This window comes from Sulfitobacter alexandrii (genome assembly GCF_001886735.1).
Classification (GTDB): Bacteria; Pseudomonadota; Alphaproteobacteria; order Rhodobacterales; family Rhodobacteraceae; genus Sulfitobacter; species Sulfitobacter alexandrii.
Genome location: NZ_CP018076.1, coordinates 3,386,793 through 3,399,870, shown reverse-complemented (window position 1 = coordinate 3,399,870; position 13,078 = coordinate 3,386,793). Strand labels below are relative to the sequence as shown.

The 13,078-nt window shown below is 64.7% G+C and carries 12 protein-coding genes; 6 read left to right on the top strand and 6 right to left on the bottom strand.

All coding sequences use genetic code 11. From position 1 onward, the window contains the following. Nucleotides 1-68 precede the first annotated feature (68 nt). From BOO69_RS16625 to rarD, 3 genes are all read left to right on the top strand, one after another. The gene (locus BOO69_RS16625) at nt 69-644 is read left to right on the top strand and encodes a hypothetical protein (RefSeq protein ID WP_071973175.1); all 576 of its coding nucleotides are present in this window, start codon (nt 69-71) and stop codon (nt 642-644) included. Beyond that, nucleotides 641-3,085 (top strand): GcvT family protein, encoded by a 2,445-nt coding sequence (locus tag BOO69_RS16620; protein ID WP_071973174.1) that lies wholly within the window; start codon nt 641-643, stop codon nt 3,083-3,085. The genes BOO69_RS16625 and BOO69_RS16620 overlap by 4 nt, the downstream gene beginning before the upstream one ends. A 67-nt stretch (nt 3,086-3,152) precedes the next feature. Continuing rightward, a complete protein-coding gene (gene rarD, locus BOO69_RS16615) occupies nt 3,153-4,073 on the top strand; it encodes an EamA family transporter RarD (RefSeq protein WP_071973173.1) in 921 nt (306 codons plus the stop codon). 69 nt (nt 4,074-4,142) lie between these two features. Here rarD and BOO69_RS16610 read toward each other — a convergent pair whose 3' ends face one another. After that, entirely contained in the window at nt 4,143-4,796 is a 654-nt protein-coding gene (locus BOO69_RS16610) for a peroxiredoxin (RefSeq protein ID WP_071973172.1), read from the bottom strand. Between the two features lie 152 nt (nt 4,797-4,948). Here BOO69_RS16610 and BOO69_RS16605 point away from each other — a divergent pair, with 152 nt between their 5' ends. After that, nucleotides 4,949-6,388 (top strand): aldehyde dehydrogenase family protein, encoded by a 1,440-nt coding sequence (locus BOO69_RS16605; RefSeq protein ID WP_071973171.1) that lies wholly within the window; start codon nt 4,949-4,951, stop codon nt 6,386-6,388. 61 nt (nt 6,389-6,449) lie between these two features. On the opposite strand, the gene BOO69_RS16600 is transcribed toward BOO69_RS16605, so the two are convergent. Continuing rightward, on the bottom strand, nt 6,450-7,115 hold the full coding sequence (locus BOO69_RS16600) for an FkbM family methyltransferase (protein WP_071973170.1): 666 nt from the start codon (nt 7,113-7,115) through the stop codon (nt 6,450-6,452). Nucleotides 7,116-7,192: 77 nt separating this feature from the next. On the opposite strand from BOO69_RS16600, the gene BOO69_RS16595 reads away from it, so the two are divergent. Continuing rightward, entirely contained in the window at nt 7,193-8,035 is an 843-nt protein-coding gene (locus BOO69_RS16595) for an alpha-1,2-fucosyltransferase (protein ID WP_071973169.1), read from the top strand. A gap of 25 nt (nt 8,036-8,060) precedes the next feature. Here BOO69_RS16595 and BOO69_RS16590 read toward each other — a convergent pair whose 3' ends face one another. Beyond that, nucleotides 8,061-8,708: a pseudouridine synthase gene (locus tag BOO69_RS16590; RefSeq protein ID WP_071973168.1), complete on the bottom strand. Its 648-nt coding sequence runs from the start codon at nt 8,706-8,708 to the stop codon at nt 8,061-8,063. A gap of 60 nt (nt 8,709-8,768) precedes the next feature. On the opposite strand from BOO69_RS16590, the gene BOO69_RS16585 reads away from it, so the two are divergent. Then, nucleotides 8,769-9,179, top strand: coding sequence for a nuclear transport factor 2 family protein (locus BOO69_RS16585; RefSeq protein WP_071973167.1), 411 nt, complete (start codon nt 8,769-8,771; stop codon nt 9,177-9,179). Between the two features lie 12 nt (nt 9,180-9,191). Here the strand turns inward: BOO69_RS16585 and BOO69_RS16580 are convergent, their stop codons facing one another. The 3 genes from BOO69_RS16580 to pnp all read right to left on the bottom strand — a co-directional run bounded on the left by BOO69_RS16580 (nt 9,192) and on the right by pnp (nt 12,775). After that, nucleotides 9,192-9,899: a glycosyltransferase family 25 protein gene (locus BOO69_RS16580; protein ID WP_071973166.1), complete on the bottom strand. Its 708-nt coding sequence runs from the start codon at nt 9,897-9,899 to the stop codon at nt 9,192-9,194. Between the two features lie 20 nt (nt 9,900-9,919). Beyond that, nucleotides 9,920-10,480: a L,D-transpeptidase gene (locus BOO69_RS16575; protein WP_237267505.1), complete on the bottom strand. Its 561-nt coding sequence runs from the start codon at nt 10,478-10,480 to the stop codon at nt 9,920-9,922. 159 nt (nt 10,481-10,639) lie between these two features. Further along, entirely contained in the window at nt 10,640-12,775 is a 2,136-nt protein-coding gene (pnp, locus tag BOO69_RS16570) for a polyribonucleotide nucleotidyltransferase (protein WP_071973165.1), read from the bottom strand. Between the last annotated feature and the right edge of the window lie 303 nt (nt 12,776-13,078).

Genomic DNA, 13,078 nt, shown 5'->3' with positions numbered 1-13,078 from the left:
CGCGCACCGTGACACCCTCTGACCCGTCAGCGCCCTGTTTTACCCGCACAAGGAACGGCAGCGAACCGTTGACCCTGCGGGTTGCCGAAGCACGGATGGTGCTGTTTGCAGAAGTCCCATTGAACGAGGGCAGGATCGCGCTCGACATCACGATCACCACCGAACCGTTGGAAGAGCGCGACCCCGACTACCCGGACGATCCCCCGTATCTGCGGCATCACGACCTGACGACCCAATGGCTGAACATCCACCGATCCGACCTCCGCAGCCGGGATGCCGCCGCGCTCGACGGGTTGGTGGTGGACTGGCAGGACGATGGCGGGTTGGACACGGAGGCCCCCGCGGCGATCTACGACGGCAGCTACGGCACGGTTGACAGCTTCCGGCTGACGCTGGCCTACCTCGATGGCGACAGCTATGCGCTGCAGGCCGAAGGACGCTCGGAGTTCGATACCGGTTTCGCCGTCACCTGTACCGCCCGTCTGGAAAAGATCGTGCTGCGGCCCGCCGCCGACGTGACGCGGGACGAAACGGAATCCGCACTTTCATCGCTGTTCGACCTTTCCGGTACCTGGCATGACCGGGGCAGAGCACCTCACGGCTGGCGCGACCTGAGCGCCGCATTCGACAAGGAAAACCCATGACCCAAGTGCCCTCTCACGCCCGCGTCGTCATTATCGGCGGCGGCGTCATCGGCTGTTCCGTCGCCTATCACCTGACGAAACTGGGATGGAAGGACGTCGTGCTGCTGGAACGCAAGCAACTGACCTCCGGCACCACCTGGCACGCGGCCGGGCTGATCGCCCAGCTTCGTGCGAGCGCCAACATGACCCGCCTCGCCAAGTACAGTCAGGAGCTTTACGGCAGCCTGCAGGAAGAGACGGGGGTCGCAACGGGTTTCAAGCGCTGCGGGTCGATCACGGCAGCGCTGACCGGTGAACGGCTGGAGGAAATCAGACGACAGGCCGCGATGGCACGCGCCTTCGGCGTGGACGTGGAAGAGATCAGTCCCGCGGAGGTGAAGGACCGGTATCCCCATCTCAACGTCGGTGACGTGACCGGGGCCGTCTACCTGGACAAGGACGGGCAGGGTGACCCGGCCAACATCGCGCTCGCCATGGCCAAGGGGGCGCGGCAGCGCGGTGGCCAGATCCTCGAAGGCATCCGGGCCACCGGTGTGACGCGCGAAGGCCGTCGCATCACCGGTGTGACGTGGGAGCAGGGCGGCGAGAGCGGGCACATCGCCTGCGAGGCGGTGGTGAACTGCGGCGGCATGTGGGGCCGCGAGGTCGGCAGGATGCTGGGCGTCAACGTGCCCCTTCAGGCCTGCGAACATTTCTACGTCGTGACCGAGCCGATCCCCGGACTGACACGGCTGCCTGTCCTGCGGGTGCCCGACGAATGCGCGTACTACAAGGAAGACGCAGGCAAGATCCTTCTTGGCGCATTCGAGCCGGTGGCAAAGCCATGGTCCCTCAATGGCATACCGGCGAACTTCGAATTCGACCAGCTGCCCGAGGACTTCGATCATTTCGAACCGATCCTCGACGCGGCTGTGAACCGGATGCCGGTTCTGGCGCAGACCGGTATCCACACGTTCTTCAACGGGCCGGAAAGCTTTACGCCCGACGACGCCTACCACCTCGGTCTCGCGCCCGAGATGGACAACGTCTGGGTGGCCGCCGGGTTCAACTCGATCGGGATCCAGTCTGCGGGGGGTGCGGGCATGGCGCTGGCGCAATGGATGGATACGGGCGAGAAACCCTTCGACCTTGGCGATGTGGACATCAGCCGGATGCAGCCGTTTCAGGGAAACAGGCGCTATCTGGCGGAGCGGTCCACCGAAACCCTCGGCCTGCTCTATGCCGATCATTACCCCTACCGGCAGAAGGCGACGGCACGGGGCGTGCGCCGCACCCCGTTTCATGCGCACCTGCTGGAACGCGGCGCGGTGATGGGTGAACTCGCGGGATGGGAACGTGCCAACTGGTTCGCGGAACCCGGGCAGGATCCGGTCTATCGCTATGGCTGGAAGCGGCAGAACTTCTTTGCCAACGTCGCCGCCGAACACATGGCGGTACGGGAGAATGTCGGCATGTACGACATGTCGTCCTTCGGCAAGATCCGGGTGGAGGGGCGCGACGCGACCGCCTTTCTCAACCATATCGGCGGCGGGCAGTACGACGTGCCCGTGGGGCGGATCGTCTATACGCAGTTCCTCAACCGCAACGCCGGGATCGAGGCGGACGTGACCGTCACGCGATTGTCGGAGCTTGCCTATCTGGTGGTCACCCCGGCCGCCACGCGCCTGGCGGACGAGACCTGGATGCGCCGCAACGTGGGAGACTTCGACGTCGTCATCACCGATGTCACGGCGGGCGAAGGTGTTCTGGCCGTCATGGGCCCAAGGTCGCGGGAACTGCTTCAGCGCGTGTCGCCCAACGACTTCAGCAACGACACGAACCCCTTTGGCACCGCGCAGCCCATCGAGATCGGCATGGGCCTGGCCCGTGCGCATCGGGTGACCTATGTGGGCGAACTCGGGTGGGAACTTTACGTCGGCACCGACATGGCCGCCCATGTGTTCGAGGTGCTGACCGAGGCCGGACAGGAGATGGGCCTGCGTCTGTGCGGCATGCACATGATGGACACCTGCCGCATCGAAAAGGGGTTCCGCCATTTCGGGCATGACATCACCTCCGAGGACCATGTGCTGGAGGCCGGGCTGGGTTTCGCCGTCAAGACGGACAAGCCCGACTTCATCGGCCGCGACGCGGTGCTGCGCAAGCGCGACGCCGGGCTGGAGCGGCGGATGATGCAGTTCCGCCTGACCGATCCCGAACCGCTTCTGTACCACAACGAGCCGGTCCTGAGGGACGGCCGGATCGTCGGCTTCCTCAGCTCCGGCGCATACGGGCATGCGCTGGGCGGGGCGATCGGGCTGGGCTACGTGCCCTGCCGGGGCGAGACGGCGGCCGATCTGCTGGCATCCACCTACGAGATCGACGTGGCGGGGACGCGCGTGCGCGCCGAAGCATCGCTGAAACCGATGTACGATCCTGCAGGTGCGCGGGCGAAAATGTAACGGGTACAAAGTTGGCCTTCACTCTGCCCGACGCTTTGCCTAGGGCTGGACCAGAGGAGACTTCCGGATGCGCAACCCAGATACCCTGCCCCCCACCGGGAACGAGGACACCCCGCAGGGTCTGGCCCTTGCGATCACCGCCTACGGGCTTTGGGGCTTCTTGCCGCTTTACATGAAGCTGCTGTCCCACATTCCGGCGGCCGAGGTGGTCGCGCACCGTATCCTGTGGTCGGTGCCGATCGCCGCAGCCGTGCTGATCGTGCTGCGCCGGACCGACACCCTGCGCGAGGCGCTTCGCACGCCGCGGATGCTGGCCATGGGCTGCGTCACCGCCGCGCTGATCTCGATCAACTGGGGCATCTATGTCTGGGCGATCAATTCGGGCCACGCGCTCGACGCGGCGCTGGGATACTACATCAATCCCCTGTTCAGCATCTTCCTGGCGTCGATGCTGTTGGGGGAACGCCTGAACCGGGCGCAGATGGTCGCCATCGCGCTGGCCGGCTGCGCGGTCCTGGTTCTGGCGGTCGACGCGGGGCGGATGCCCTGGGCGGCGCTGGGGCTGACCGTTTCCTGGGGGTTCTATGCCCTGTGCAAGAAAAGCCTGCCCATAGGGCCGAACCAGGGTTTCCTGCTCGAAGTGCTGATCCTGCTCGCGCCTGCCGTGGGCTACCTCGGCTACCTCGCCGCGACGGGGACCGCGCATTTCCGCTTTGACGGGGGGCGCGACTTCTGGCTTCTGATCGGCTGTGGCGTGGTCACGGCGGTGCCGCTGATGATCTATGCCAACGGCGCCAAGCTGTTGCGCCTGTCCACCATCGGCATCCTGCAATACATCGCGCCGACGATGATCTTTCTTTGCGCCGTGCTGGTGTTCGAGGAACCGTTCGGCCGGGCCCGCGCCATCGCCTTTCCGATGATCTGGGCGGCGCTGGTGATCTATTCCACCGTGATGTGGCGGCAAATGCGGTCGGCCCGCGCGGGGTGACGCAAGCGAAAACCCCCGGATCGCGCGGGAGCCGGGGGCTGTCGTCTTGTGCGCGATGCGGGCCGGGTGTCAGCCCGACAGCTTCGTGGTGCGCAGGTAGGGGAGGACGGTCGTGAACTCGCCGAACTTCGCCTTGGCATCCTCGTCCGATACCGACGTCGGGATGATGACGTCGTCGCCCACGTTCCAGTTGGCCGGCGTCGCCACGCCCTTTCCGGTCGAGGTCTGGAGCCCGTCGAGCGCGCGCAGCACCTCGGCGAAATTGCGGCCCACTGTCATCGGGTAGGTCATCGACAGCTTGAGCTTCTTGTCCGGCCCGATGATGAAGACGGATCGCACGGTTGCGCTGTCATTCGGCGTGCGGCCATCGGGCATGTAGGCTTCGGCGGGCAGCATGTCGAAGGCCTTGGACACTTCCAGCCCCTCGTCCGCGATGATCGGAAAGCCCGCCTTGGCGCCGCCGACCTTCTCGATGTCGCCTTTCCACTTCTTGTGGTCCTCGACCCCGTCGACGCTGACGCCCAGCACCTTGGTGCCGCGCTTTTCCCACTCGTCGGCAAGCTTTGCGACCGCACCGAACTCGGTCGTGCAGACAGGGGTAAAGTCCTTCGGGTGGGAGAACAGGACCATCCAGTTGTCACCGACGAATTCGTGCAGCGAAAGGGTGCCCTGATCGGTTTCGACGGTCAGATCGGGAATCGTGTCGTTGATGCGCAAGCCCATGATATCCTCCGGGTGAATTTCTGCTTTCCCCTAAGGTAAGGATTAAATCAGGAGTTTCCATCCCCTCTCTTGCAGGCCCCCGCAGGCCCTGACAGAGTAGCGCCGAACCGGGCAGGGTCACCCTGACCGCCAGAACAACAAGGAGTTTTCCAATGCTCGAGAAACGTGAATTCTACATCAACGGCGAATGGGTCGCCCCCGCCAAGAAGAACGATCACCATGTCATCGACCCCTCCACCGAGGAACCCTGCGCGGTGATCTCTCTCGGCGGACAGGAAGACACCGACAAGGCCGTCGCCGCGGCCAAGGCGGCACTGCCCGGCTGGATGGCGACCCCGCCCGAAGAGCGTATCGCGCTGCTCGAAAAGCTGCTCGAGGTCTACAAGACGCGGGCCGAAGACCTCGCCAAGGCGATGAGCACGGAAATGGGCGCGCCCATCGACATGTCGCGCTCCAGCCAGGTCGGCGCCGGTACCTACCATCTCGACAATTTCATCAAGGCTGCAAAGGACTTCAAGTTCGAGGCACCCCTTGGCGATCACGCCCCCAATGACCGCATCATCCGCGAGGCGGTCGGCGTTGCCGGTCTGATCACGCCCTGGAACTGGCCGATGAACCAGATCACGCTCAAGGTCGGCGCCGCTGTCGTGGCGGGATGCACCATGGTGCTGAAGCCCTCCGAGGAAAGCCCGCTGGACGCGATGATCTTTGCCGAGCTGATGCACGAAGCCGGCTTCCCCAAGGGCGTCTTCAACCTGGTGAACGGTGACGGCGCCGGCGTCGGCACGCAGCTGTCGGCACATGAGGACGTGGACATGATCAGCTTCACCGGTTCGACACGTGCCGGCACCGCGATTTCCAAGAACGCGGCGGACACGCTCAAGAAGGTCCACCTGGAACTGGGCGGCAAGGGCGCCAACATCATCTTCGCGGACGCGGACGAGAAGGCGGTCAAGCGCGGCGTGATGCACATGATGCAGAACACCGGCCAGTCCTGCAACGCGCCCAGCCGGATGCTGGTCGAAGCAAGCATCTACGACAAGACGGTCGAGGAGGCGGGCGAAGTGGCCGGCAAGGTTACCGTCGGCCCCGCGTCCGAAGAAGGCCGGCACATCGGTCCGGTGGTGAACGAAGTACAGTTCAACAAGATCCAGGACCTGATCCAGAAGGGCATCGACGAAGGCGCGCGGCTGGTGGCCGGAGGCACCGGGCGGCCTGACGGGCTGAACCGCGGCTTCTTCGTCAAGCCGACCGTCTTTGCCGACGTGACACCCGACATGACCATCGCACGCGAGGAGATCTTCGGCCCGGTCCTGTCGATCATGAAGTTCGAGACCGAGGAACAGGCGGTCGAGATCGCCAACGACACCGTCTACGGGCTGACAAACTACGTCCAGAGCGGGGATGGCGAGCGCCGCAACCGTCTGGCGCGCCGGCTGCGCTCGGGCATGGTCGAGATGAACGGCCAGAGCCGTGCGGCCGGGTCGCCCTTCGGCGGCATGAAGCGGTCCGGTAACGGGCGCGAAGGCGGTCTCTACGGGATCGAGGATTTCACCGAGATCAAGGCCGTGTCCGGCTGGGCCGCCGAATAAGCCCGCTCACATCCGACGAAAGGGCCGCCCCCGGGGCGGCCCTTTTCATGCCGGGGCGCGATCAGGCGTCTAGACGCACCCATTCCTCCCATATGAAGGGGTATTCCCACGCACAACGGTGCGTTCGGGCCAGGTCGGCGCGAATGGCGTCGCGTTGCGCTTCCTGTTCGGGTCCGTAGCGGTGGAACTGCACCGTCAACCGGTCGACGCGCGGCATCAGCCCCGCGTCGATCATCGCCGGCAGCAGATCGTATTCCCCGCCTTCGATGTTCATCTTGATACAGGCGACGCGATCGAGGCCCAGCGTGTCGAAAACCTCCGATGCCGGGCGGACCTCGCCTTCGACCGGGTCGCCCGAGGTGACCAGGGCAGAGGAGGCGTTCTCGTCGTCCGACAGCTTGAGCACGCCTGCCGACCGGCCCATCGCATAACCCTCGACCGCTACGTCCTCCCGTTCCCGGAAACGGTCATGAAGATGCCGCGCGAACCTTGGATGCGGCTCGAAGCAATGGACCCGCACACCGTAGAGCGTCGTCATCCGTTCGGCCCAGTCGCCCCGATAGGCACCCACGTCAAGCACGGTGTCACCGGGCTTCAACCCTTGGTACCGTTCCGGCGTACCCCGCCCCTGCGCGGCATAAAAGGCGCGCACCTGACGCTTGTAGGCGCGGAACTCCGGATCCGTGGCGAGCTTCCAAATCTTGTGCAGTTCGCTCGAGATCGACATGGCCGGGGTTCCTTTGCATCTGGCGCAAGGCGCAATCTTTCGCATAGAAAGCCCCAAGGCAATGGCGAAAGGCACCCATGATCTATACCCGGCTGCACGGCTTTCTCGGCAATCAGATGTTCCAGTACGCCGCGGCGGCGCAGTTGGCCGCTCGCCTGAAGGTGCCGGTTGCGCTGGATCCGCGCCGGGCAGAAGAGAAGGGCCAGGGCAATCTGACCAGCATTTTCAACCTGCCGGTGGTGGCGCCCGCCCACCTGCCGCCAGACCGCCGCCGCCGGCCGGTCGCCTATACCCTGTGGCGCTACCTTGGCGGAACCCCGCGTCTTCGGCGCGAAAAGGGGCTGGGATACGATCCCGATTTCGAAACATGGGGAGACGAAAGCTACCTTCACGGCTACTGGCAAAGCGAAACATACTTCGCCGGGATCAAGGATCACCTGCGCGACGTCTTTACCATGGTGCCGCAGATGTCGCCCGCCAACGCGGCGATGGCGGACCGGATTGCCAGCGGTCCCTCCGTCGCTCTGCACGTCCGGCGGGGCGACTACGTGGCGCTCGGGGCGACCGCCGTCTGCGACCAGGCTTACTATGACGCGGCCTTGGCCGCCGTGACCGAGGGCTTGTCTGTGTCGCCGACGGTCTTCGTCTTTTCGGACGATCCCGACTGGGCGCGCGACAATCTCTCCATCCCGTTCGAGAAGGTGGTGGTCGACCTCAACGGACGGGCCACCGCGCACGAGGACATGCGCCTGATGTCGCTGTGCCAGCACAACGTCATCGCCAATTCCACCTTCAGCTGGTGGTCTGCGTGGCTGAACCCCCACGCGGGCCGGCGGGTCGCTGCGCCCGCCCGCTGGTTCGCCAACGATCACCAGCGCAATCCCGACATCCTGCCGGACGACTGGATTCCCATCGGCTGACACACCGGATGTCCGGCAAACGGCGCTAGAAAGGCGCCTTTGACCGTACCTTGGTGGACCGCCCGCCCTGCGGGTGGTTGAAGCGCAATTCCTCCGAGTGCAGCATCAGCCGGGGATAGTCGCGCGCCGGACCGGTGGCGTAGAAGGGATCCCCCAGGATCGGGTGCCCGATGCTCAACATGTGCACCCGCAACTGGTGACTGCGGCCCGTCTTCGGGAAAAGCCGGATGCGGGCGGTTTCGCCATCGTCCCCGATCCGCTTCCACTCGGTCAACGCGGGCTTGCCGGTGTCGTGACAGACCTTCTGGCGCGGGCGGTTCGGCCAATCGACGATGAGAGGCAGGTCGATTCTGCCGGAGGTGTCCTCCGGCACGCCCCAGACCCGCGCCACGTAGGTCTTGCGCGTCATGCGTTTCTCGAACTGGAGGCCGAGGTGCCGCTGAGCATGGGGCGTGAGGGCAAAGATCATCACGCCCGACGTGTCCCGGTCCAGCCGGTGCACCAGCAGCGCGTCGGGAAACACCTGCTGCACCCGTCCGAGCAGGCAATCGGCCAGATGCGGGCCCTTGCCCGGCACGCTCAGCAGGCCGCTTGGCTTGTCCACCAGCAGCACTTCCGCATCTTCGTGCAGGATCGCCAGCGGCGCCTGTGGCGGGTCATATTCCGTTTCCATTCCTTCCCGTCTCAGATGTAGACTGCGTTTTCAACCCACCCGTCGTAGCGAGCCCCGCGAATGCACCCCACGATCGAGAAAATGCAGACCGTCGTCGCCTCGGGCGATCACGACGCCATCGCCCCTTTGCTGGCGACCGACGTGACCTTCCTGCCGCCGACCTACTGGAAGACATGGACCGGCCGTGATGCCGTCGCTGCTGTGCTGGGCCATGTGGGACAGGTGTTCACCGACTTCCGCTATCGCCGCATCATGGGCGAGGGCCGGGATTGGGCATTGGAATTCCAGTGCAAGATCGGGGAGTTCGACGCGGTGGGGGTCGACCTCGTCACCCTCGATGAGGCCGGACTGATCGCACATTTCGAAGTGGTGATGCGCCCTCATAAGTCGGTGGGCGCGCTGCGGGACGCGATGAACGCCCGTGTCGCACGGGATCCTGCCTTTCTGAAGTTCAAGGACGCGCTGTCCTGACCTCGCCGCCGTTCAGGCCTGCTGCGGTCGTGCCCTGATCCGCGCCCGGTAGATCGCGCGCCGCAATTCCCGCGCAAGCTTGCCGCCTGCACCGGTTCGTTTCTGGATGGTCGACGCACCCGGCATCTCGCCGACGCCGCTGGGCCAGACGCTGTGTACCGGCTGTCGGGTGATCCAGTGCATCTGCAGCGTCGTATCGACCGGACGATCCATCTCGTCCGTCGCGGCCAGCAACCGTCGCGCCGCCGCGCGCCCGACCACCTGGCAGACCGTCTGGAGGCCGACCTCCCGTGGCAGGAACAGCGCGGTCCCCGTGTCCTCGGCAAGCACCGCAGCAGGTGTCTCGCGGTTCTTCGCCGGGAGGCGGATGAAGCTGTCCTCGGTCGCTTCCGCCTCGATCAACGCCAGCGCCCGGTCCCAAACCGGCCGGTCGATTACTAGATCGTCCTCGGCAATCAGCGAGAAAGGCTCCGACCCGTCCGCGATCTCCTGCCAGCATTTGCGGTGGCTGAGGAAGCACCCCACTTCTCCCGGCGACAGGGGAAAGGGGTAGCGTGGCGCGTGCCGGTCGCCGCTGTGGACCGCGACACCGCCCTGCGCCAGCGCCTCGCGTCCGTTCACGGCCGGCACGATGCGGGCAGACGGCAAGACCTCGCACAGGCGTGCTACGTTGTCGGCCCGCGCGCCCGGCCCGGCCATGTGGATGATCAGCGATTGCATCCGGGGCAGACCCCCGCGGGTCAGTGCAACACCACGCGGGTGCCGTTCGGCACGCGATTGGCCAGGTCGATCACATGGGCATTGATCATCCTGACGCAGCCGTTCGACACCGCGCGCCCGACGTTCTCCGGCTGCGGGGTGCCGTGGATGCGCAGCAGGGAATCGCGCCCCCCGTTGTAAAGGTACAGCGCGCGCGCCCCCAGCGGGTTCGGTCCTCCGCCCGGCATCCCGGCGGCATGCTTGGCGTAGATATGAGGCTCCCGGCGGATCATGTTCTTCGTCGGCGTCCAGCGCGGCCATTCCGCCTTCCGGCCCACGCGGAACGTGCCCGAGTAATAACGCCCCTCCTTGCCGATACCGACGGGATAGCGGATCGCCTTGCCGCCATCGAGCGTCCAGTAAAGCGCGAACTGACCGGGATCGACGTGGATCTCGCCGGGGGCGAAACCGTCGCGGATGCGCACGATCCGTGCCTGCATGTGCTTGGGAATCTGGTAACCTTCGGCGGCTGCAACGGCCGACGGGGCCAGAAGCGCGGCGGCGCCGGTCATCAGTAGGTGGCGGCGGTTCATCAATGCCATGTGTCGTCCTCACGCGCGGTCCATATTTCCGCTCAACATAACCCGACCGGGCCACAGGGCAAATGCGGAAATCCCGGTCTCGGGGCGCGGCGTACCGCAACGCAAAAGGCCCCCGCGCATCGCGCAGGGGCCTTCGGTCTTTTCAGGAGGAATGGAGGATCAGTCCTCGACCTTCTCTTCCTTCTTGATCTCTTCGCCGGTCTCCTGGTCGACGACTTTCATCGACAGGCGGACCTTGCCACGATCGTCGAAGCCCAACAGCTTGACCTTCACTTCCTGGCCTTCCTTCAGAACATCCGACGGATGGTTCAGGCGGCGGTTCTCGATCTGGCTGACGTGCACCAGACCGTCACGCTTCCCGAAGAAGTTCACGAAGGCGCCGAAGTCGACGATCTTGACCACGGTTCCGGTATAAACCGCACCCTCTTCGGGCTCGGCCACGATGGAATGGATCATGTCATAGGCCTTCTTGATCGCGTCGCCGTTCGGGCTTGCGATCTTGATGATGCCCTCGTCGTTGATGTCGACCTTCGCGCCCGACACTTCGACGATTTCGCGGATGACCTTGCCGCCCGATCCGATCACTTCACGGATCTTGTCGGTCGGGATCTGCATCGTCTCGATACGCGGCGCGTGAACCGAGAAGTCCGCCGCACCCGAAAGTGCCTTGTTCATCTCGCCAAGGATGTGGATCCGGCCATCTTTCGCCTGCGCGAGGGCCTTCTCCATGATCTCGGGCGTGATGCCCGCGACCTTGATGTCCATCTGCAGCGAGGTGATGCCGTTTTCGGTACCCGCGACCTTGAAGTCCATGTCGCCGAGGTGGTCCTCGTCACCCAGAATGTCGGACAGGATCGCGTAGGAACCGTCCTCTTCCAGGATCAGGCCCATCGCCACACCGGCCACGGCCGATTTCAGCGGAACGCCCGCGTCCATCATCGACAGCGAACCGCCGCAGACCGACGCCATCGAGGACGAGCCGTTCGATTCCGTGATCTCGGACACGACACGGATGGTATAGGGGAAGTCGGTCGCCGCGGGCAGAACCGCCTGCAGGGCACGCCATGCCAGCTTGCCGTGACCGATCTCGCGACGTCCCGGAGGGCCCACACGCCCGACTTCACCAACCGAATAGGGCGGGAAGTTGTAGTGCAGCAGGAAGTTCGATTTGAAGTTGCCGTGCAGCGCGTCGATGAACTGTTCGTCGTCGCCGGTGCCCAGCGTGGTGATGACCAGGCCCTGGGTCTCGCCGCGCGTGAACAGCGCCGACCCGTGGGTCCGCGGCAGGACGCCGGTTTCGGCCGCGATGTCACGGATCTCGTCCGTGCGGCGCCCGTCGATACGCTTGCCGGTCTTGACCACGTCACCGCGCAGGATCGAAGCTTCGAGCTTCTTCATGGCAGAACCGAGGTTCCCGTCTTCCAGCTGCTCTTCGGTGAGCTTTTCCTTGATCGTCTCGCGCGCGACGGCGACGGCCGCGGTGCGTTCCTGCTTGTCGGCAATGGCGAACGCCGCGCGCATCTCGGTCTCACCCGCCGATTTCACGGCTTCGTAGAGGTCTGAGTAGTCGACCGGCTGGAAATCGAAGGGTTCCTTGGCGGCCTCTTCCGCAAGGTCGATGATCAGGTCGATCACCGGCTGGATCTGCTCGTGAGCGAACTTCACCGCGCCCAGCATTTCCTCTTCCGACAGCTCGTAAGCTTCGGATTCGACCATCATCACCGCTTCCTTGGTGCCGGCGACCACGAGGTCGAGGCGCTGGTCGGGGTTCAGGCGCAGATCCTGCATGTCGTCCACGGTGGGGTTGAGGACGTATTCGCCATCCTCAAAGCCCACGCGGCACCCTGCGATCGGACCCATGAAGGGCGCGCCGGACAGCGTCAGAGCAGCCGAGGCCGCGATCATCGCCACCATGTCGGGGTCGTTCACCAGATCGTGCGAGAGCACGGTGCACATCACCAGCACTTCGTTCTTGAAGCCGGGGACGAACAGCGGGCGGATCGGACGGTCGATCAGGCGCGCGGTCAGCGTTTCCTTTTCGGTCGGACGCGCTTCGCGCTTGAAGAAGCCACCCGGCACCTTGCCGGCGGCATAGTATTTTTCCTGGTAGTGGACGGTCAGCGGAAAGAAATCCTGACCGGGCTTCTGCTGGCGTGCAAAAGTCACGTTGGCCATCACGCTGGTTTCGCCCAGCGTGGCAATCACGGACCCGTCCGCCTGGCGGGCCACCTTTCCAGTTTCGAGCGTGAGCGTTTCCTCGCCCCACTGCATTGATTTCGTCGTTACGTTAAACATCTACGTATCCTGTGTTGGCCCGCGGGCCATTGCATAGAGGGCGAATTCCCTCTGACTCCGGTATCTTCTTTGTCAGGCGCTGGAGTCCGGGCGCCGGCTTTCAGATTTGTCGCCCTTACAAGGTTTCGCGCGGGAATGGAAGCAAGAGCTGTCCTGCGATTCCGTGTCACGAAACCACCGATCCGAAGCGGCCGGACCCCGCGCAAAATCCGGCGCGTGCGGGAAAGGGCAGTTGCAATACACGCTAGAGTTTGCGATTCTTGCGGCCAGAAATATCGGCCTCGGGCCGGTGTTTCGTTCACG